We start from the raw sequence: 16931 nt of genomic DNA, 5'->3' as shown, positions 1-16931 counted from the left end.
GCCAGCTGGCCAGGGCTTTCCTACGCAACACATCGTGCAGAAGTCGCTGCGCGCCTTACACGAAGCCTTTGAACTTGTCCTTGAAGCGCGAAACGCGGCCGCCGCGATCGAGGCTCTTGCCTTCGCCGCCGGTCCAGGCCGGGTGCACTTTGGGGTCGATGTCGAGCACGAGGCGGTCGCCAGCTTTGCCGTAGGTCGACTTGGTCTGGTACTCGGTGCCATCGGTCATCACCACGGTGATGAAGTGGTAGTCGGGATGCCCTTCTTTTTTCATGGCATTCGCCTCTTTCTCGTCTGTTCCGTAACAAAACCGGGTTGACGCACCCGGGTGCGCTGGCATGTCTCAGCCTGAAATCGAAGTGGGCCGTATAAGGGAAAGGCCTCGGCCCCGCAAGGGGCGCAGACAGGGATTTGGCGGAAGGCCCGGTCCCGTGAGGAAACAGGACCCGAAGATGGCCGATTCCGGCGCCCAGATCACGGACGACAGGCGCTCCAGCCTGCCCGAGGGCGGGGAGGCCATCGCCCGCCCGAAGGGCCGTAACCTGAAGCCGCTGGCCCTGCTGTGGCCCTATGTCCGGCGCCACTGGCTGACTGTCAGCATCGCCATGATCTTCCTGATGGCGGCCGCCGCGGTCAGCCTGGCGATCCCGCTGCTGCTGGGCCGGGCGGCCGATGCCGGGCAGAGGGCCGGGTCTGACCCGGCTGCCCTGCTGGCGCTGATTGATGAGGCCTTCCTCTGGGTATTTGCCGCCGCCGTCGGCGCCGGGGTGCTGGGGGCGATCCGGTTCTACTTTGTCTCGCGCTTCGGGGAGCGAATTGCCGCCGACCTGCGCCGCGACCTCTATGCCCACCTCCTGCGCCTGTCGCCGGCCTACCATTCGAAGATGCGCTCCGGCGAGGCGGTCTCCCGCTTGACTGCCGATGTCACCCTGATCGAGACCTTCCTCGGTTCCTCCGCCTCGCTCGCGACCCGCACCCTGATCACGACCATCGGCGCGCTCGGCCTGATGCTGGCGGTCAACTGGCAGCTCGGGCTGACGCTGCTTGCCATGCTGCCGGTTGCCATCATTCCGGTGATGGGTATCGGGCGGATCATCCGCAACATGTCGAACCGGGCGCAGTCGCGCCTTGCCGATGCCGGGGCGGAAGCCGCCGAAACGCTGGACGCAATCGAACTCGTGCAGGCCTATGGCCGCGAGACGCGCCAGCTCGGCATGTTCGAAACTGCCATCGAGGCGACCTTTGCCGCCGCGATGAAGCGCACGGGCGCGCGGGCGCTGATGATCGTGCTCGTCTCGGTACTGCTGTTCGGCGGGTTCACCGGCGTGCTCTGGCTCGGCGCGCGGTCTGTGGCGAATGGCGAGATGAGCTTCGGCGATCTCGCGACGATGGTGATGTATGCCGCCTATGCCGGCTCCGGCCTCGGTATGCTGGCGGAAGTCTACGGCGAAGTGATGCGCGCGGCGGGCGCGGCAGACCGGGCGGCGGAAGTGCTGCGCGCGGTGCCGGAGATTGCGCCGCCTGCTAAGCCTGTGCCCATGCCCGCAGGCGGGAAGGGCGCACTCAGTTTTGACAGTGTCACGTTCCACTATGCGGACAGTGACGCCTCCGCATTGCAGGATTTCACGCTGGACGTGAAGCCCGGCGAGTTCGTTGCGATTGTCGGGCCCAGCGGGGCGGGCAAGACGACCGTCTTCCGCCTGGCGCTGCGCCTGTTCGATCCGCAATCCGGGACAATCCGGCTGGACGGCGTGGCCTCAGTGAATGCCGCGCCGCAGGACTGGCGCCGGCGCTTTGCCTATGCGCCGCAGGAATCCGCGCTCTTCACCGGCACGGCGGCAGACAATATCCGCTTTGGCCGCGACGACGCCGACGATGTGATCCTCGCCGAAGCCGCGCGCATGGCCGAAGCGATGAGCTTCCTCGATGAGAAAGAGGGGCTCGCCACCCCGCTTGGGCAGAAGGGCAGGAGCCTGTCAGGCGGCCAGCGCCAGCGCATTGCGCTGGCCCGTGCGCTGGTGCGCGATGCACCAGTGCTACTGCTGGACGAGGCGACCTCGGCGCTTGATTCCGAAAGCGAGGCGGCGGTGCGCCGCGCCATCGAGAATGCCGCGACCGGACGCACCACATTGGTCATCGCGCACCGCCTCTCCACCGTGCGCCGCGCCGACCGGATCATCGTGATGGACCGTGGACGGATCGTGGAGGAAGGCACGCATGACAGCCTCGTCGCGCGCGGCGGCCTTTATGCGCGCCTCGCGGAACTTCAGTTCACGGAGCGTTAAGGTTTCAGCGCCGCTTGTCTGCCCGGTTGATCGCGCCGTCGAGCGAGAAGGAGAATGCCAGCGACAGGATCAGCGGCACCCATATCGGCAAAGTGCCGATGCCGGGCGCGCCGGCGGCTGCCGCAATATGATCATCCACACACCACCATAAAAGCCAGAGCCACATGCGAGCCTCCTTTGCGTGAGAAGGGAGTGTAGCGTGCGGCGGCGTTAAATACGATGGTTTCGACCCGACCTGCATCACCCTTGATGCGTGAAGCCGGTCAAAGGGTGCCGATAGAGGGGGGTGGCCCGCCGCCTATTCCGCCGCCTGCATCACCTGCTTGGCCGCGCCTGCTGCTTCCGGCACATGAAACCTCATCACACCGTCTTCGATCGGCAGTTCACGGAGGTTTTTCCGGTCAGTGAAGTAGTTCTGGTGGAGCTTCCACGGCGCTTCAGTGTGCTGGCGCGGGAACTGGTCCATCACGCGCTGGAAATAGCCGGAAGAGAAGTCGACGAAGGGTTCGGTCTCGTTCGGGAAGGCGGCGAGGTAGGGCATCGCGGAGGTTGCGCCTTTCTCGTCCATCAGATTGAGGAGGCGGCAGACATATTCGCTCGTCAGGTCCGCCTTCAGTGTCCACGAAGCGTTTGTGTAGCCGAAGGTGACGGCGAGGTTCGGCACGTTCGAGAGCATCACACCCTTGTAGTTCAGCAGACGGCCCGGATCGACCTTCACGCCGTCCATCGAGACATTGACGCCGTTCATGAAGACGAGGTTCAGGCCGGTGGCGGTGACGATGATGTCGGCCTCAAGCTCCTTGCCGGATTTCAGGAGGATGCCCTTTTCGGTGAAGCGTTCGATATGGTCTGTCTCGACGCTCGCCTTGCCGGATTTCAGCGCGGTAAAAAGATCCGCATCCGGAACAAGGCAAAGGCGCTGCTCCCAGGGATTGTAGGTCGGCGTGAAATGTTTCTCGACATCGTAGTCGGGGCCAAGTTCCTCGCGCACCATGCCGAGAAGACGCTCGCGCGCCTTCTGCGGGTTCTTGCGCGTCTGGCGGAAGAAGAATTGCTGGAACAGGACGTTCCGCCAACGGATCATCGTGTAGGCCCATTGGTCGGGAAGCACTGAGCGCAGGAAGTTTGCAAAGCCGTCAACTGCGGGCCGCGAGACCACATAGGTTGGCGAGCGCTGAAGCATGGTGACATGGGCTGCCTTGTCGGTCATCGCCGGCACCAGCGTCATCGCGGTCGCGCCGGAGCCGATGACGACGACTTTCTTGCCCGAATAGTCGAGGTCTTCCGGCCAGTGCTGCGGGTGGACGATCTTGCCTTGATAGGCCGCTTCGTTCGGGAAGTCGGGGCGGTAGCCCTGATCATAGCGGTAATAGCCGCCGCACATGAACAGGAAGCGGGCCTTGGTGAGGCTCTGCGCGCCGGTCTTCACATCCTCGCTGGTGACGCGCCAGAGCTGGTCTGCGTCTGACCAGTCGGCGGCGACGATCTTCGTGTTGAACCGGATGTTCGGGCGGATGCCGTATTCGTCGGCGGTGTCGTTCACATATTTGCGGATCGAGGGGCCATCCGCGATGGCCTTGGCTTCGGTCCAGGGTTTGAAGTTGAAACCGAGCGTGTGCATGTCCGAGTCCGAGCGGATGCCCGGATAGCGGAACAGGTCCCAGGTGCCGCCGATGGCGTCGCGGGCCTCATAGATCCGGTAGATTTTCCCGGGGCACTGCTTCTTGAGGTGCACGGCCGCGCCAATGCCGGACAAGCCGGCGCCGATGATGAGAACGTCTGTGTCGAGCTGGGTCATGGTGCGCTTCATAGCGCGATTTTTGCGGCTTTGCAAAAATTCCTGACGCTGGTGTCAGGTTTCCGTCGGGGCTCAGACTTTCGCCTGGCGTCCGAAGGCGCCGGCATGGCGCAGCTGTTCGCGCACGGCGGCCACGATGTCTTCATTGCCGGCGAGGATGGAGCCGGTTTTCATGACATTGTCAGCGCCGCTGAGCTCTTCGACCATGCCGCCCGCTTCGCGCACAATCACGATGCCGGCTGCAATGTCCCACGGCTTCAGGCCATGCTCCCAGAAACCGTCAAACCGGCCGGCGGCGACCCATGCAAGGTCGAGCGCGGCAGAGCCGTAGCGGCGGATGCCGGCGCAGGCAGGCGTCATGGCCAGCATTTCGCGGGCAAACTGGGTGTGCGCTTCTTCCGGCTTGCCATGCCAGGGGGTGCCGGTCGCGATGGTGGCTTCGTTGAGTTTCTTGCGGGCGGCAACGCGCAGCTTGCGCTGCTCGAGCCAGGCGCCGCGGCCGGTTTCGGCCCAGAAGATCTCGTTCTTGGCGACGTCGAACACCACGCCGGTAAGCAGCTGTCCGTCGCGCTCGAGGCCGATGGAGACAGCGTAATGCGGCTGGCCGTGCAGGAAGTTCAGGGTGCCGTCGAGCGGGTCGACGATGAAACGGTTGGACTTGTCAGTGCCCTCGACGATGCCGCGCTCTTCCATGACGAAGCCATAGCCGGGGCGGGCCTTCATCAGGCTGGTATAGATGATTTCCTCGGCGCGGTGGTCGGCGTTGGAGACGAAATCAGCCGGGCCTTTGCGGGAGACCTGCAGGTTCTCGACCTCGCCGAAATCGCGCGCGAGGCTGCGGCCGGCGGCGCGGGCGGCGGCGATCATCACGGTGCCAACGGGGGAGGGCTTCGACATGGGGCAGGCGTCCGGGCGCTGTTCTGGCGGGAAGGGAGACGGGAGCCGGGGGCGTAAGCCTTTGGCGCCGCAGGGTCAAGGCGGGGGATGTTAACGCGTCTCCTTATCGGCGAAAGGAGTTGTCGGGCAAAGCGATGCAGTTCAGGTTTCCCTAATGGCAAGCAAGGAAGGGCTGGACCATGGCAAACTATTTCCTGAATTTCGACAAGCTGTTAGGCACCCAGCTGATCGTCATTCTCTACTATCTGGGACTTGCGGGGATCGCGCTGGGCGCGATTGCAAGCCTGTTTGGCGCGCTGGCTATGATGGGCGCAAGCTTCATCGGCGGGCTCGGCATGATCGTGATGACGCTGATCGGCGCGGTGATTGGGGTGCTGGTCTGGCGCTTCATCTGCGAGCTTTACCTGATCCTGTTCCGCATTTCGGATGATGTGCGCGAGATCAAGAATGCCAAGGTGGGCGGCGCGCCCCTCGCCTGATTTCGCCTTTCAGGCGAGTTCATCGAACAGAGTATTGAAGGCCCTGACCGCTGCGGCAGGGCCTTCTTCATATGCCCAGACACCGGCAGAAACCGCAATGAAATCAGCGCCTGCACGCACCAGCGGGGCGGCGTTGGCGGCGGTGATGCCGCCGATGGCGACGCAGGGGATCAGCATTGCGGCCTGCCAGACCTCGAGCAGGTCCAGCTCTGCCGGGACGGTGCCGGCCTTGGTGACGGTAGGGTAGAAGGCACCGAAGGCGACATAGTCGGCGCCGTCTTCGCCCGCTTGCATGGCCTTGTGGTAGGAGTTCTTAGCGGTGGCGCCGATGATGGCGACGGGGCCGAGCAGCTTGCGGGCGGACTTTATGTCCATGTCGTCCCAACCGAGGTGCACACCATCGGCGCCGAGTTCGCGGGCGAGCTGCGGGGAATCGTTGATCAGCACGGCGATGCCGGCTTCCTGGGCGAGGCCCATGACGTCCCGGCTGACAGACCTCGTGGAAGCCTCATCAATCCGCCCATCCGCTCCCTTCAGGCGCAGCTGAAGCGACGCGATATCACCGGCCGCTACAGCCGATTCCAGCTTTTTACTGAATTCTGCAGGATCCGGAATCTGCGGCGGGGTGATCAGGTAAAGCCGCGTGCGGGGGCGGGGTGGTGGGGTCTCGCTCATGCCGCCAGCCTCTGGAACGCGAAAAGGGTGAAGTCAACTTGGCTGGGGGGCTGGAAATCCGCGAAACAAGTTCTAATATAGAACCCGCATTCTGCAAGGATCCCCCCATGACCCGGAAACTCCCTGTGCATGTCTTCCAGCCGGTGTTCGGACTGTTCATGGCCTTGTTCATGAGCTTCCTGATGTCGGGGGCGATCACCGCGATCAATATCGGCTTTCCGCCGGACTATCTCGCCCGCTGGATGCGATCCTGGGGGCTCGCCTTCGTGCTGGCCTATCCGGCGATCCTGATCGTCGGCCCCTTCGCGCGCCGCCTTGCGCTGTACTTCGTCGAATCGCCGTTTGCGCCTGCAGGGAAGGCCTAGGCTTTCTTCACCACACGTTTCGTGCTGGCGGGATGTTTGACCAGGGCGCCGCCCCGGCGCATGGGACGGGGCTCGAGCTCGCCGCGGCAATTGGGGCAGACCCCGTCGAGCGGACCATCTGCGCACTCGTCGCAGAAGGTACACTCGAAGGAGCAGATGAAGGCGCCCGGCTGGTCCGGCGCGAGGTCGCAGTCGCAGCGTTCGCAGTTCGGGCGCATCTCCAGCACGGCGCTTACTCCGCCTTGCCGCCGGACGCGGCGGCGATGAGCTGCTGCTCATAAGCCTCCGGCGACCAGTCGCGGCCGAGGAAGTCGCGGATGAGTTCTGCGGCCGGCTTGGACGAGCCGGGGGCGAGGACAAGATCGCGGTAGCGCGCAGCCGTGGCGGTGTCGCGCAGGCCATTCTTCTCGAACACGGCGAAGAGATCGGTCGAGATCGCCTTGGACCATTGATAGGTGTAGTAGATCGCCGAGTAGCCATCGAGATGGCCGAAGCTCGCATAGGGGTGCGTGTCGGGCAATTGTTCGAACATGCTGAGCTTCGCTCCCCATGCCCGCATGTCTTCGGCGAGATTTACCTCCGCAGGCGGACGATCATAATAGGCTAGGGAGGTGTTGGCGAGCATCAGCTGGCGCAGCGTGTTGACGCCTGATCCGAAGTTACGAGCCGCGTTCATCTTGGCGACAAGTGCCGGCGGAATCGTGTTGCCTTCGGCATCGACGGCAAATTTGGCGAGCGTGTCATAGTCCCACACCCAGTTCTCGAGCATCTGGGACGGGGCTTCGATGAAGTCCCATTCCATCGCCCCCATGGTGAGGTTCGCATAGTCCGGCTGCGCGGCGAACATCATGTGGATGAGGTGGCCGAACTCGTGCAGGAAGGTTTCGACCTGCCCATGCTCCATGAGGCCGGTCGAATGGTCGCCGGCGGGGAAGTTGCACATCAGGGCCGCAACCGGAACACCATCCGTGGTCGGACCAAAACGGATGGGGAAGGCAGCGGCATGCTTGTACTTGCCGTCGCGCGGGTGCATGTCGAGGAAGAAACGTCCGATCAGCACGCCGTCCTGATACATCTCGTGCGCGGTGACGCTTTCCTGCCAGACCGGGGCACCCTCCCATGAGCGGATTTCGACATCGAACAGGTCTTCGACAAGCTGGAAGATGCCGCTGCGGACATCATTATAGGCAAAGTATTTGCGCACTTCCTGCGCGTTGAGATCATAGTCCGACTGGCGGATCTGTTCTGAAAGATAGGCGCGGCTCCAGTCGCCGATCGATGTCGCTGACGGATGGGTTTCCTGCTTCTTGGCGAGCAGGCGGGCATATTCGATGCCGGCGGCCTGACGGGCGGCAGACTCGATATCGCCGAGGAAGGTGCGCACGGTTTCCGGCGAACCGGACATCTTGTCGCCCGTGATATAAGCGGCATAGTTCGGGTAGCCGAGCGTTGTGGCAAGCTCGTAGCGTTTTTCGAGCAGGCCGCGCAGCGGCGCGACATTCTCAGGGTAGGCCCGGTTCTGGTTGACGCGCAGAAGCTCGCGCTTCAGGTCGTCATTCGGCGAATAGGTGAAGACGGGCTGCAGGTCCGGATAATCGGTCGTGATGGTCACCAGGCCGTCTTCGCCGGGCGGGTGGGCGTTGATGTAATCCTGCGGCATCCCGGAGAGCGCTTCGGGCGCGACACGGATCGAGCCCTGGATTTCGCGCAGGTTGCGATTGAATTCCGTGCTGAGGGCGGAGAGTTCGGCATTCAGCGCACGGATCTTGTCGCGGGTCGCTTCGTTCTTGTCGACACCGGCGCGGCGGTAGTCGCGCAGTGTACGGTTCAGCAGGTAAGCCGAGCGCGCATCGAGCGTGGCCGGATCGATGGAGGCGAGCCGGTCGTAGGCCGGGCGCGAAAGGCTGATCTGCGAGAAGACATCGGATGTTTTCTGCTGGCAATCCTCGCCGGCCTTGCGGACGTCCGCATCGGGGTGGGCTTCGGCCAGCACGCCGGCTTCACCATAGCCGATGGCATAGGCGAGACTGCTCATCGTGTCGAAGAATTGCAGGTCGGAGACGCTGGCAGGGCCGGTTCGGCCTGCAAGATCGGCGAGCATGCTTTCGGTGAGGCCGAGGGCGCCGGTGCAACGCGCTGCGAAACTGCCTGCAGATTCCGGCGCGAGTTCCAGCCGGGCGATCATCGCCTTGGCGTCAGCGGCCAGCAGCGGGGCCTGGCCGGGCAGCAGGTTGGTGCCTGTGTCCACTGAGGAAGCGCAACCGCTGATCAAGGCGATTGCTGATGCCGACACGGCGGCGAGAAGGAGCGGTTTCAGCTTCATCCGGAGGGGTCCTCTGACGGTTTCGGGCGAAAAGTGAACCCGCACTATGGCGCGGGATCGCCTTAAGTCCAGCCGTCCGGGATTGACCGGGCGTGGGTCCGGAAAAGGAGCGTCAGAAGTCGAACAGGTCGCTCAGGAAGCTCTCGCGCTTGTAGCGTTTGCGCTTGCCGTATTTCCAGTCGTCATCGTCGTCGTGACGATCCTGGAAGCGGCCCTCGTCGCGGTGATGTTCCGGCGGATGGGCCTGCGGGTTCGGGGCGGGGGCGGGTAGCACCGTGGCGGCGCGGTCGATGATCTTGTCGAGTTCGCCCCGGTCGAGCCAGACGCCCCGGCATTGCGGGCAATAGTCGATCTCGACTCCGTTGCGTTCGGTCATGACAAGGGTTGCGTCATCAACGGGGCATTTCATCGGGGCGTCTCCGGATAATGAAGAAGGCGCAGGAGCGGCTTGCTCCTGCGCCTCTTCAGATGGGGCATCCCGGGCGGGCCGCAAGGGCCCGGCCGCCTCAGCCGGCGGTCGAAGCGTCGCAGATGGCCGTGATGGTTTCGGCCAGGACCTTGTCAAATTCAGCATCGCTCTGCTGGGCGGAGAGGCCTTCGGTGGTGGCGCGCGAGAAGCTGGCAATCATGCCGGTATTGGCGGCGAGCTTCTGGCAGGCCTCGGTGCGCGAATACCCGCCGGACAGGGCGACGACGCGCATCACTTTCGGATGATCGACGAGCGCCTTGTACTGGTTGGCTTTCGTCGGCAGCGAGAGTTTCAGCATCACCTGCTGGCCAGCGGGGAGGGCGTCGAGGTGTTTCAGGATTTCGGCGAGGAGGATGTCCTCGGCCTCGGCCTTGTCAGGAATCGTGATCGTCACTTCCGGCTCGATGATCGGCATCAGACCGTGGGCGAGGATCTGTTTGCCGATCTCGAATTGCTGAGCAACGACAGCCGCGATGCCGGCGGGATTGGCCGCATCGATGACCGAGCGCATCTTGGTGCCGAAGATACCCTTGGCGACGGCGCGATCCAGCAGCGCATCGAGGCCAGTGATCGGCTTCATCATCTGCACGCCGTCTTTTGCGGCTTCAAGGCCCTTGTCGACCTTCAGGAAGGGGACGACCTTGCGCTTCGTCCAGAGATATTCCGCCGTCGGAGTACCGTCGATGGAAGCGTCCATGGTGCGCTCGAACAGGATGGCGCCGATGACTTTTTCGCCGCTGAAGGCGGGCGACTTGATGATGCGGGCGCGCATCTGGTGGATGAGGCCGTACATTTCCTCATCGGTCGACCAGGCGCCTTCCTCGATGCCGTACTGGCGCAGCGCCTTCGGCGTCGAGCCGCCGGACTGGTCCAGCGCGGCGATGAAGCCGGGCTTCGTCGCCATCTGCTTTGCCATCGCCTCGTTCAGCGAAGCCTTAACTGCCATATCGATACCCGCCATTTCAGTTGCCCTTGTCTGTGGTCCGGACGGCGCCGGATGTGTCATGCCGGCTCTCGGGGCGGGGCGGCTGTTGCGCTTCAGGACAGCCGCGAAGCCGTCCGTAGCCGGAGGGGCCGCCTCCCGCTCGGAGAGACCTTTCTGACTGCCCTATATTCAACTGGCATGCCGGAAAAGACAGACAACGTTGCCATGCGGCAAGGGATTGCAGTGAGTGTGGCAAGCGTGCGCCGGGCAGGATGAAAAGTCCCGGAAATGGCGGAAATGTTAGCGCTTCAGCGCCTCGACGCCGGGCAGCGCCTTGCCTTCCATCCATTCGAGGAAGGCGCCGCCCGCCGTGGAGATGAAAGTAAAGTCGGGCGCGGCGCCGGCATGGTTGAGGGCGGCGACCGTGTCGCCTCCGCCGGCGACGGCGACCAGCTTGCCGGCTTTGGCGCGCGCGCCCGCCGCGCGGGCGGCGGCGTTGGTGGCGGTGTCGAAGGGCGCAAGTTCGAACGCGCCGAGGGGCCCGTTCCAGACGATGGTCTTCGCGGTATCCATCGCGGCGGCGAGGGCGGCGACGGAGGCCGGGCCGGCATCGAGGATCATCTCGTCATCCTGCACTTCGGCGAGACCGCAGACGCGGTGCGCCGCAAGGGCCTTGAACTCTTTCGCGGCGACGACATCAGCGGGCAGCAGGATCTCGCAACCGGACGCCTTCGCGTTGGCTTCGATCTCTTTCACCGTATCCACGAGGTCGCGCTCGCAAAGTGATTTGCCTACGGAGTATCCGCGCGCGAAGAGGAACGTGTTCGCCATGCCGCCGCCGATGACCAGCATGTCGACCTTGGAAACGAGGTTCTTCAACAGGTCAATCTTGGAGGAAACCTTGGCGCCGCCAACGATGGCCATGACCGGGCGCTGCGGGTTGCCGAGCGCCTTGTCGAGGGCGTCGAGTTCGGCCTCCATCGTCACGCCGGCATAGGCGGGCAGGAGTTCGGCGAGGACGGCGGTGGTGACGTGGCGGCGGTGGGCGGCAGAGAAGGCATCGTTGACGAAGATGTCGCCAAGCGCGGCGATCTCTTTCGCCAGCTCCATGTCGCCTTTCTCTTCCCCTTTGTAGAAGCGGGTGTTCTCCAGCAGGATGACGCCGGCGGGCGGCAGGTCGGCGATGGCTTTCTTCACATGCTCGCCCTTGCAGTCGGCCACGAAGCTGACAATCGCGCCGAGTACTTTCGAAAAGGCGCCGGCGACCGGGGCGAGGCTCATCTCCGCAACGCGCTCGCCTTTCGGGCGGCCGAAATGCGCGAGCAGGGCAACCTTGGCGCCCGCGGTGCGCAGGGACTGGACCGTGTCGACGGCGGCGCGCAGGCGCGTATCGTCCGTGACCAGACCATTCTCCATCGGCACGTTGAAGTCGACCCGCACGAGCGCGGTCTTGCCGGTAAGGGTTCCTGCGTCGGGGATGCGTTTGAAAGTGGTCATCGGACTGTCCGCTCATCCCCGCGAAGGCGGGGACCTCGTGAGGTTGATTGGAACCGCCTGAGACCCCCGCCTCGCGGGGGCGACCGGCGGGGGGAGGGTAAAATCAGATCAGCTTCGCCATTGCGATGGCCGTGTCGGCCATACGGGTCGAGAAGCCCCACTCGTTGTCGTACCAGGTCATGATCGACACGAAATTGCCGTCCATGACCTTGGTCTGGTCGAGGTGGAAGATCGAGGAGCGCGGGTCGTGGATGAAGTCGACCGAGACGTTCGGCACTTCGGTGACGCCGAGGATGCCTTTCAGCGGGCCGGATTCGGCCGCCGCCCTGACGGCATTGTTCACTTCCTCAACGCTGGTCGCTTTCTTCGCGATGAATTTCAGGTCCACGACCGAGACGTTCGGCGTAGGCACGCGCACGGAGATGCCATCGAGCTTGCCTTTCAGTTCCGGCAGCACGAGGCCGACAGCCTTGGCTGCGCCGGTCGAGGTCGGGATCATCGACAGGGCGGCGGCTCGCGCCCGGTAGAGGTCCTTGTGCATCTGGTCGAGCGAGGGCTGGTCATTCGTGTACGAATGGATCGTCGTCATCATGCCCTTCTCGATGCCGATGGCCTTGTGCAGGACCGAGGCGACCGGGGCGAGGCAGTTGGTGGTGCACGAAGCGTTCGAGACGACTGTGTGGTCCTTCGTCAGCTTGTCATGGTTGACGCCGTAGACGACCGTCAGGTCGGCGCCGTCGGCCGGGGCGGAGACGAGCACGCGTTTGGCGCCGGCGGCGAGGTGAGCGGAAGCCTTGTCCTTACTCGTGAATATGCCGGTGCACTCCATCGCGATGTCGACGTCCAGCTCGCGGTGGGGCAGGTCCTTCGGATCGCGGATGGCGGTGACGAGGATCGGCTTGCCATTGATTATGATCTTGTCACCGTCGACCTTCACATCGGCCGGGAAGCGGCCATGCACCGAGTCGAAGCGCAGGAGGTGGGCATTGGTTTCCACCGGGCCCAGATCGTTGATCGCCACAACTTCGATGTCCTTGCGGCCATGCTCGATAATGGAGCGCAGCACGAGGCGGCCGATCCGGCCAAATCCATTGATAGCAACACGAACAGCCATTCTTCTTCTCCTGATCCGGTGAGAGTCTCACAGGTTTTGCTGCCCTTTATCGGGCGCTGGACCCGGCGTCCACCCGCATTCAATGCGGCACCGCGCCGCGAAATTGACGCTGGGTAAGTTTCCGCCGGAAACCGCTTCCGGCGTGCAAGTCCCGTGCTAGGGAGCAGGGCCTGAAACGCCCTGCCGGAGACACCGATGACTGCGGCCCCCATGACAACGAAGGACACTGGCCGGTCCCTCACGGACTGGGGCCTGTTTGCCCTGCTGACGCTGATCTGGGCCGGGGCCTATCCGATGACGCGGGTGGCGGTCGGCAAGGGCGAGGCGGCCGGCCTGCCGCCGGAATGGGTGCTGCCAGGGCGGCTGGTGATCGGCGCGCTGGTGCTGTGGGCCGTGCTGCTGGCGACCGGCAAGCGCCCGCCGCCCTTGTCGGAGCGGCGCACTTGGCTGTTCATTGCCGGCATGGGGATTGTCGGCTCGGTCATTTCCTTCTTCTTCATCACGACGGCGCAGGAGACGGTGAATTCGAGCCTCGCGGCGCTCTATGCCTCGGCCTCGCCGGTTTTCGTGGCGCTGGGGGCGAACCTCCTGTTCCGGGAGGAGAAGCTGACGCTGGGTACCGCCGCCGGGATGGCGCTCGGCTTTCTCGGCATCATCGTGCTGTTCGGGCCGGAGGCGATGAAGGGTGCGGGCAATGCGACGCTGCTGGCGCAGTGCTTCCTGCTGATCGCGACGATGGGTTATGCGGCTAGCACGCTGATCGCGCGTGGGGCGCCGCCGGTGGAGCCGATCGTGTTTGCGGCGAGCTATGCGACCGTGTCGGCGGCGGTGTCCCTGCCGCTGGTACTGCTGGTTGATCCGTCCACGGTCGATGCGGACTGGACGAACTGGGTCGCGGTGCTGGGGCTCGGGCTCGGCTCGTCGGGGCTGGCGCAGATCCTCTACATGCTGGTGATCGTGCGGGCGGGGGCGACCTTCCTGTCGCTGACGGGATACGCGATCCCGCTGGTCAGCGCCGTGCTCGGCTTTGTGTTCTTCCGCGAGATGCAAAGCTGGAACGCTCTGGCGGCGTTTGCGCTGATCCTTGGCGGCGTGTGGCTGGCGCGCCGGGGCGGCAAGGGGCGGGCGGGCTAGGGCGAGACGTTATCCTGCCCTACCGGTAAGCAGCGACAGACCGCACAACGAGTCCGGAGGGGCCGAAGACGAACGTCTCTGCGACCTGTTCCTCACGGTGGTTCGTGTACAGAATGGTCATCGCGTCTGAGCCCACCAGGATATCGTCCATCTCGAAGAAGAGTTGCGGGGCGAGGGCGAGCGCTTTCGTCCAATAGTCGCGCAGGGCCTTCTTGCCGAACACGCTCAGCACATCCTTGCCAAGCACCTTCGCGATGCGGGGCGAGTGGAAGATGATCTCCTCGCTGTAATGCGAAAGGATACGCCCGACATCGCGGTCATTCCAGGCGGCGAGCCAGTCTCGCGCGAAGGCGTCCGCAGCATTGCGGTCGAGCGGCAGCTGCACGGGTGAGCCTCAGCCCTGGCCGTTGACCGCCAGCACATCCTCCACCGTGCGCAGGCCCGGCTTGGGCGAGGTGACGAGCACGGCCATGTTGCCGGGCAGGTGCTTGTTGTCGAGCATCTTCTCGTGCGCGGCCGGAATGTCCGCCCACGGAAAGACTTCCGACATGCCGGGATCGATGCGGCGGTTGATGACCAGCTGGTTGGCCTCAGACGCCTGCTTGAGGTTTGCAAAGTGCGAGCCCTGCACGCGCTTCTGGCGCATCCACAGGAAGCGGGCATCCATGGTCAGGTTAAAGCCCGACGTGCCGGCGCAGATCACGACCATGCCGCCGCGCTTCACCACGAAGACGGAGACGGGGAAGGTGGCTTCGCCGGGGTGTTCGAAGACGATGTCGACATCCTTCTTGCCGGTGATGTCCCAGATCGCCTTGCCGAACTTGCGGCTCTCTTTCATGTAGTCGGAAAATTCCGGCCCGTTGACCTTCGGCAGCTGGCCCCAGCATTTGAAGTCGTTGCGGTTGATGACGCCCTTGGCGCCGAGGCTCATCACATAGTCGCGCTTGTCTTCCGACGAGACGACGCCGATGGCGTTGGCGCCGGTGACCGCACAGAGCTGAACGGCGAAACACCCCAATCCGCCCGAAGCGCCCCAGACCAGAACGTTATCCGCTGGCGCGAGAACGTGCGGGCGGTGGCCGAACAGCATGCGGTAGGCGGTGGCGAGGGTCAGCGTGTAGCAGGCGGCCTCTTCCCAGGTCAGGTGTTTCGGGCGCGGCATGCACTGGCGGGCCTGCACGCGGCAGAACTGGGCGAAGCTGCCATCCGGCGTTTCGTAGCCCCAGATGCGCTGCGAGGGCGAGAACATCGGGTCGCCGCCGTTGCACTCCTCGTCGTCGCCGTCGTCCTGGTTGCAGTGGATGACCACTTCGTCGCCGGGCTTCACGCGGGTGACGCGCTTGCCGACAGCCCAGACGATGCCGGAGGCATCCGAGCCCGCGATATGATAGGGCTGCTTGTGCCCGTCGAAGGGCGAAATCGGCTCGCCGAGGGCGGCCCAGATGCCGTTATAGTTGACGCCGGCGGCCATCACGAGGACGAGCACTTCATCGGAGTCGATCTCCGGCACCGGCACCTGCTCGATCTGCATGGCGGTCGAGGGCCGGCCGTGACGCTCGCGGCGGATCGCCCAGGCGTGCATCATTTTCGGAACATGGAACTCGGGCGGGATCTCGCCCAGCTCGTAGATATCTTTCTGAACACGTCCGGCTGTCTGCGTTGCCATGACTTCCTCCGCTTGTCTGGTCTGTGGCTGTTCGTCCCTCTTTGCGGGGCCTTCACAGCCGGTTCTGGCGCGGGCACACTGGCAACAGTTCGCTGGCTTCGCAAGAAAAATGTTGCGCTGCACAATCGTGTTTTGTCCTGCTGAGGCTTTCCTGCATGCCCGTTTGCCCCACCGTTTACCTGAACGGATCGTTCCTTCCCCTGGAGGCGGCCCGGATTTCCCCGCTGGACCGGGGATTCCTGTTTGCCCACGCCGCGTATGAGGTGACGGCGGTGTATGGCGGGCGGTTTGTGGACCTTGCCGGCCATGTCGCGCGGCTGAGCCGCACGCTGGAGGGAGTTTCGATTCCGAACCCACTCGATGCGGCCGGCTGGGAAAAGCTGCATGCGGACCTCATCGCCCGCAACGGCATGTCGGAGGGCCTCGTCTATCTGGAGGTCACGGGCGGGGCCTATGACACGCGCGACTTTGCCGGGCCGGACACGTTCACGCCGACGGTGTTCGCCTATGCCGAGGCCAAGCCCCTGATCGGCGAGAAGGCGCGGGACGGGATCAAGGCGGTGTTCCTGAACGACACGCGCTGGAAGCGGCGGGACATGAAGACGACTCAGTTGCTCTCGCAGGCGCTGGCCTACCGCGCGGCCAAGGCGCAGGGGGCGGATACGGCCTTCATGGTGGAGGACGGGTTCGTCACGGAGGCAGCCTCGGCGAATGCCTGGATCGTGACCAAGGCCGGCGAGATCATCACGCGCGACCTCTCGCCGGCGATCCTGCCGGGCATCACGCGCACGGGCGTCATGGCCCTGCGGGGGAAGGGCGGCTTCACCATCACCGAGCGCGCCTTCACACCGGACGAGGCGGCGGGCGCGGCGGAAGTTTTCACGACCTCCGCCGGCGCCATGATCGCGCCGGTCACGCATCTGGATGGCGAGGTAATCGGAAACGGAATGCCCGGCCCGGTGACGCGGAAAATCCAGCGGCTCTACTATGAAGCAATGGGGGCGGACGTCTCCGCCGCGGCGCCCTGGGTGCTGGAACGGGCCTGAAGCACGGCCCGCGCCTTCAAGAACAGTATCAGTGTCGCCAGTGTCAGGGTGATGGCGTTGGCGGCGATGATCGGCGGGGCCTGTTCGATGAGGCCGTAGACCAGCCAGGCGGCGACGCCGATGGTGAAGAGGGAATACATCGCCAGCGAGATGCCTTCGGTCTTGCCGGTGCGCAGCACGAGCCAGGCTTGCGGCACGAAGGAGAGGGTTGTCAGGAAGGCGCCGACAAAGCCGAAAATGTCTGACATGGCTGCCTGT

19 protein-coding genes are annotated in these 16931 nt (G+C 64.3%); 5 read left to right on the top strand and 14 right to left on the bottom strand.

Annotated elements, in window-relative coordinates:
* Positions 1 to 55 precede the first annotated feature (55 nt).
* Positions 56 to 274 (bottom strand): 50S ribosomal protein L31, encoded by a 219-nt coding sequence (gene rpmE / locus ACK4TE_RS03380; protein ID WP_291060822.1) that lies wholly within the window; start codon positions 272 to 274, stop codon positions 56 to 58.
* Between the two features lie 178 nt (positions 275 to 452).
* Between rpmE and ACK4TE_RS03375 the strand changes: the two genes are divergently transcribed.
* Positions 453 to 2285 carry an ABC transporter transmembrane domain-containing protein gene (locus ACK4TE_RS03375; RefSeq protein WP_409910069.1) on the top strand — a complete coding sequence of 611 codons (1833 nt, stop codon included), beginning with the start codon at positions 453 to 455 and terminating at the stop codon, positions 2283 to 2285.
* Between the two features lie 4 nt (positions 2286 to 2289).
* Here ACK4TE_RS03375 and ACK4TE_RS03370 read toward each other — a convergent pair whose 3' ends face one another.
* From ACK4TE_RS03370 to ACK4TE_RS03360, 3 genes are all read right to left on the bottom strand, one after another.
* Positions 2290 to 2451, bottom strand: a complete 162-nt coding sequence (locus ACK4TE_RS03370; protein WP_409910068.1) for a hypothetical protein — start codon at positions 2449 to 2451, stop codon at positions 2290 to 2292.
* Positions 2452 to 2583: 132 nt separating this feature from the next.
* On the bottom strand, positions 2584 to 4083 hold the full coding sequence (locus ACK4TE_RS03365; RefSeq protein WP_409910067.1) for a flavin-containing monooxygenase: 1500 nt from the start codon (positions 4081 to 4083) through the stop codon (positions 2584 to 2586).
* Positions 4084 to 4155: 72 nt separating this feature from the next.
* Entirely contained in the window at positions 4156 to 4980 is an 825-nt protein-coding gene (locus ACK4TE_RS03360) for an inositol monophosphatase family protein (RefSeq protein ID WP_409910066.1), read from the bottom strand.
* A gap of 179 nt (positions 4981 to 5159) precedes the next feature.
* On the opposite strand from ACK4TE_RS03360, the gene ACK4TE_RS03355 reads away from it, so the two are divergent.
* Positions 5160 to 5459 (top strand): DUF4282 domain-containing protein, encoded by a 300-nt coding sequence (locus ACK4TE_RS03355; protein WP_409910065.1) that lies wholly within the window; start codon positions 5160 to 5162, stop codon positions 5457 to 5459.
* A gap of 9 nt (positions 5460 to 5468) precedes the next feature.
* Here ACK4TE_RS03355 and thiE read toward each other — a convergent pair whose 3' ends face one another.
* On the bottom strand, positions 5469 to 6134 hold the full coding sequence (gene thiE / locus ACK4TE_RS03350) for a thiamine phosphate synthase (RefSeq protein ID WP_409910064.1): 666 nt from the start codon (positions 6132 to 6134) through the stop codon (positions 5469 to 5471).
* A 107-nt stretch (positions 6135 to 6241) separates the two neighbouring features.
* Here thiE and ACK4TE_RS03345 point away from each other — a divergent pair, with 107 nt between their 5' ends.
* The gene (locus ACK4TE_RS03345) at positions 6242 to 6499 is read left to right on the top strand and encodes a DUF2798 domain-containing protein (protein WP_409910063.1); all 258 of its coding nucleotides are present in this window, start codon (positions 6242 to 6244) and stop codon (positions 6497 to 6499) included.
* On the opposite strand, the gene ACK4TE_RS03340 is transcribed toward ACK4TE_RS03345, so the two are convergent.
* The 6 genes from ACK4TE_RS03340 to gap all read right to left on the bottom strand — a co-directional run bounded on the left by ACK4TE_RS03340 (position 6496) and on the right by gap (position 12827).
* A complete protein-coding gene (locus tag ACK4TE_RS03340; protein WP_409910062.1) occupies positions 6496 to 6726 on the bottom strand; it encodes a DUF1272 domain-containing protein in 231 nt (76 codons plus the stop codon). The genes ACK4TE_RS03345 and ACK4TE_RS03340 overlap by 4 nt on opposite strands.
* 5 nt (positions 6727 to 6731) lie before the next feature.
* The gene (locus ACK4TE_RS03335) at positions 6732 to 8822 is read right to left on the bottom strand and encodes a M3 family metallopeptidase (protein ID WP_409910061.1); all 2091 of its coding nucleotides are present in this window, start codon (positions 8820 to 8822) and stop codon (positions 6732 to 6734) included.
* A gap of 112 nt (positions 8823 to 8934) precedes the next feature.
* On the bottom strand, positions 8935 to 9231 hold the full coding sequence (locus ACK4TE_RS03330; protein ID WP_409910060.1) for a zf-TFIIB domain-containing protein: 297 nt from the start codon (positions 9229 to 9231) through the stop codon (positions 8935 to 8937).
* A gap of 97 nt (positions 9232 to 9328) precedes the next feature.
* The gene (locus ACK4TE_RS03325; protein ID WP_409910096.1) at positions 9329 to 10237 is read right to left on the bottom strand and encodes a fructose bisphosphate aldolase; all 909 of its coding nucleotides are present in this window, start codon (positions 10235 to 10237) and stop codon (positions 9329 to 9331) included.
* Positions 10238 to 10516: 279 nt separating this feature from the next.
* On the bottom strand, positions 10517 to 11713 hold the full coding sequence (locus ACK4TE_RS03320) for a phosphoglycerate kinase (protein ID WP_409910059.1): 1197 nt from the start codon (positions 11711 to 11713) through the stop codon (positions 10517 to 10519).
* A gap of 103 nt (positions 11714 to 11816) precedes the next feature.
* Positions 11817 to 12827, bottom strand: coding sequence for a type I glyceraldehyde-3-phosphate dehydrogenase (gap, locus tag ACK4TE_RS03315; protein ID WP_409910058.1), 1011 nt, complete (start codon positions 12825 to 12827; stop codon positions 11817 to 11819).
* A 195-nt stretch (positions 12828 to 13022) separates the two neighbouring features.
* Between gap and ACK4TE_RS03310 the strand changes: the two genes are divergently transcribed.
* Positions 13023 to 13961 (top strand): DMT family transporter, encoded by a 939-nt coding sequence (locus ACK4TE_RS03310; RefSeq protein WP_409910057.1) that lies wholly within the window; start codon positions 13023 to 13025, stop codon positions 13959 to 13961.
* Positions 13962 to 13980: 19 nt separating this feature from the next.
* Here the strand turns inward: ACK4TE_RS03310 and ACK4TE_RS03305 are convergent, their stop codons facing one another.
* Positions 13981 to 14346 carry a nuclear transport factor 2 family protein gene (locus ACK4TE_RS03305; protein ID WP_409910056.1) on the bottom strand — a complete coding sequence of 122 codons (366 nt, stop codon included), beginning with the start codon at positions 14344 to 14346 and terminating at the stop codon, positions 13981 to 13983.
* A gap of 9 nt (positions 14347 to 14355) precedes the next feature.
* Positions 14356 to 15627, bottom strand: coding sequence for a crotonyl-CoA carboxylase/reductase (gene ccrA / locus ACK4TE_RS03300; RefSeq protein WP_409910055.1), 1272 nt, complete (start codon positions 15625 to 15627; stop codon positions 14356 to 14358).
* A gap of 155 nt (positions 15628 to 15782) precedes the next feature.
* On the opposite strand from ccrA, the gene ACK4TE_RS03295 reads away from it, so the two are divergent.
* Positions 15783 to 16673 carry an aminotransferase class IV gene (locus ACK4TE_RS03295; RefSeq protein WP_409910054.1) on the top strand — a complete coding sequence of 297 codons (891 nt, stop codon included), beginning with the start codon at positions 15783 to 15785 and terminating at the stop codon, positions 16671 to 16673.
* On the opposite strand, the gene ACK4TE_RS03290 is transcribed toward ACK4TE_RS03295, so the two are convergent.
* Entirely contained in the window at positions 16613 to 16921 is a 309-nt protein-coding gene (locus tag ACK4TE_RS03290) for a SemiSWEET transporter (RefSeq protein WP_409910053.1), read from the bottom strand. The genes ACK4TE_RS03295 and ACK4TE_RS03290 overlap by 61 nt on opposite strands.
* Between the last annotated feature and the right edge of the window lie 10 nt (positions 16922 to 16931).

The organism is Hyphomonas sp. (assembly GCF_046313975.1).
GTDB lineage: Bacteria > Pseudomonadota > Alphaproteobacteria > Caulobacterales > Hyphomonadaceae > Hyphomonas.
This window is presented reverse-complemented; position numbering and strand designations above follow the sequence as displayed.

Excerpts from the sequence above, each read along its gene's own strand:
- rpmE (WP_291060822.1), bottom strand. The coding sequence starts at position 274 with ATGAAAAAAGAAGGGCATCCCGACTACCACTTCATCACCGTGGTGATG.
- ACK4TE_RS03360 (WP_409910066.1), bottom strand. The coding sequence starts at position 4,980 with ATGTCGAAGCCCTCCCCCGTTGGCACCGTGATGATCGCCGCCGCCCGC.
- ACK4TE_RS03365 (WP_409910067.1), bottom strand. The coding sequence starts at position 4,083 with ATGACCCAGCTCGACACAGACGTTCTCATCATCGGCGCCGGCTTGTCC.
- ACK4TE_RS03370 (WP_409910068.1), bottom strand. The coding sequence starts at position 2,451 with ATGTGGCTCTGGCTTTTATGGTGGTGTGTGGATGATCATATTGCGGCA.
- ACK4TE_RS03320 (WP_409910059.1), bottom strand. The coding sequence starts at position 11,713 with ATGACCACTTTCAAACGCATCCCCGACGCAGGAACCCTTACCGGCAAG.
- ACK4TE_RS03355 (WP_409910065.1), top strand. The coding sequence starts at position 5,160 with ATGGCAAACTATTTCCTGAATTTCGACAAGCTGTTAGGCACCCAGCTG.
- ACK4TE_RS03325 (WP_409910096.1), bottom strand. The coding sequence starts at position 10,237 with ATGGCAGTTAAGGCTTCGCTGAACGAGGCGATGGCAAAGCAGATGGCG.
- ACK4TE_RS03310 (WP_409910057.1), top strand. The coding sequence starts at position 13,023 with ATGACTGCGGCCCCCATGACAACGAAGGACACTGGCCGGTCCCTCACG.
- ccrA (WP_409910055.1), bottom strand. The coding sequence starts at position 15,627 with ATGGCAACGCAGACAGCCGGACGTGTTCAGAAAGATATCTACGAGCTG.
- ACK4TE_RS03345 (WP_409910063.1), top strand. The coding sequence starts at position 6,242 with ATGACCCGGAAACTCCCTGTGCATGTCTTCCAGCCGGTGTTCGGACTG.
- gap (WP_409910058.1), bottom strand. The coding sequence starts at position 12,827 with ATGGCTGTTCGTGTTGCTATCAATGGATTTGGCCGGATCGGCCGCCTC.
- ACK4TE_RS03375 (WP_409910069.1), top strand. The coding sequence starts at position 453 with ATGGCCGATTCCGGCGCCCAGATCACGGACGACAGGCGCTCCAGCCTG.
- ACK4TE_RS03335 (WP_409910061.1), bottom strand. The coding sequence starts at position 8,822 with ATGAAGCTGAAACCGCTCCTTCTCGCCGCCGTGTCGGCATCAGCAATC.
- ACK4TE_RS03295 (WP_409910054.1), top strand. The coding sequence starts at position 15,783 with ATGCCCGTTTGCCCCACCGTTTACCTGAACGGATCGTTCCTTCCCCTG.
- thiE (WP_409910064.1), bottom strand. The coding sequence starts at position 6,134 with ATGAGCGAGACCCCACCACCCCGCCCCCGCACGCGGCTTTACCTGATC.
- ACK4TE_RS03290 (WP_409910053.1), bottom strand. The coding sequence starts at position 16,921 with ATGTCAGACATTTTCGGCTTTGTCGGCGCCTTCCTGACAACCCTCTCC.
- ACK4TE_RS03330 (WP_409910060.1), bottom strand. The coding sequence starts at position 9,231 with ATGAAATGCCCCGTTGATGACGCAACCCTTGTCATGACCGAACGCAAC.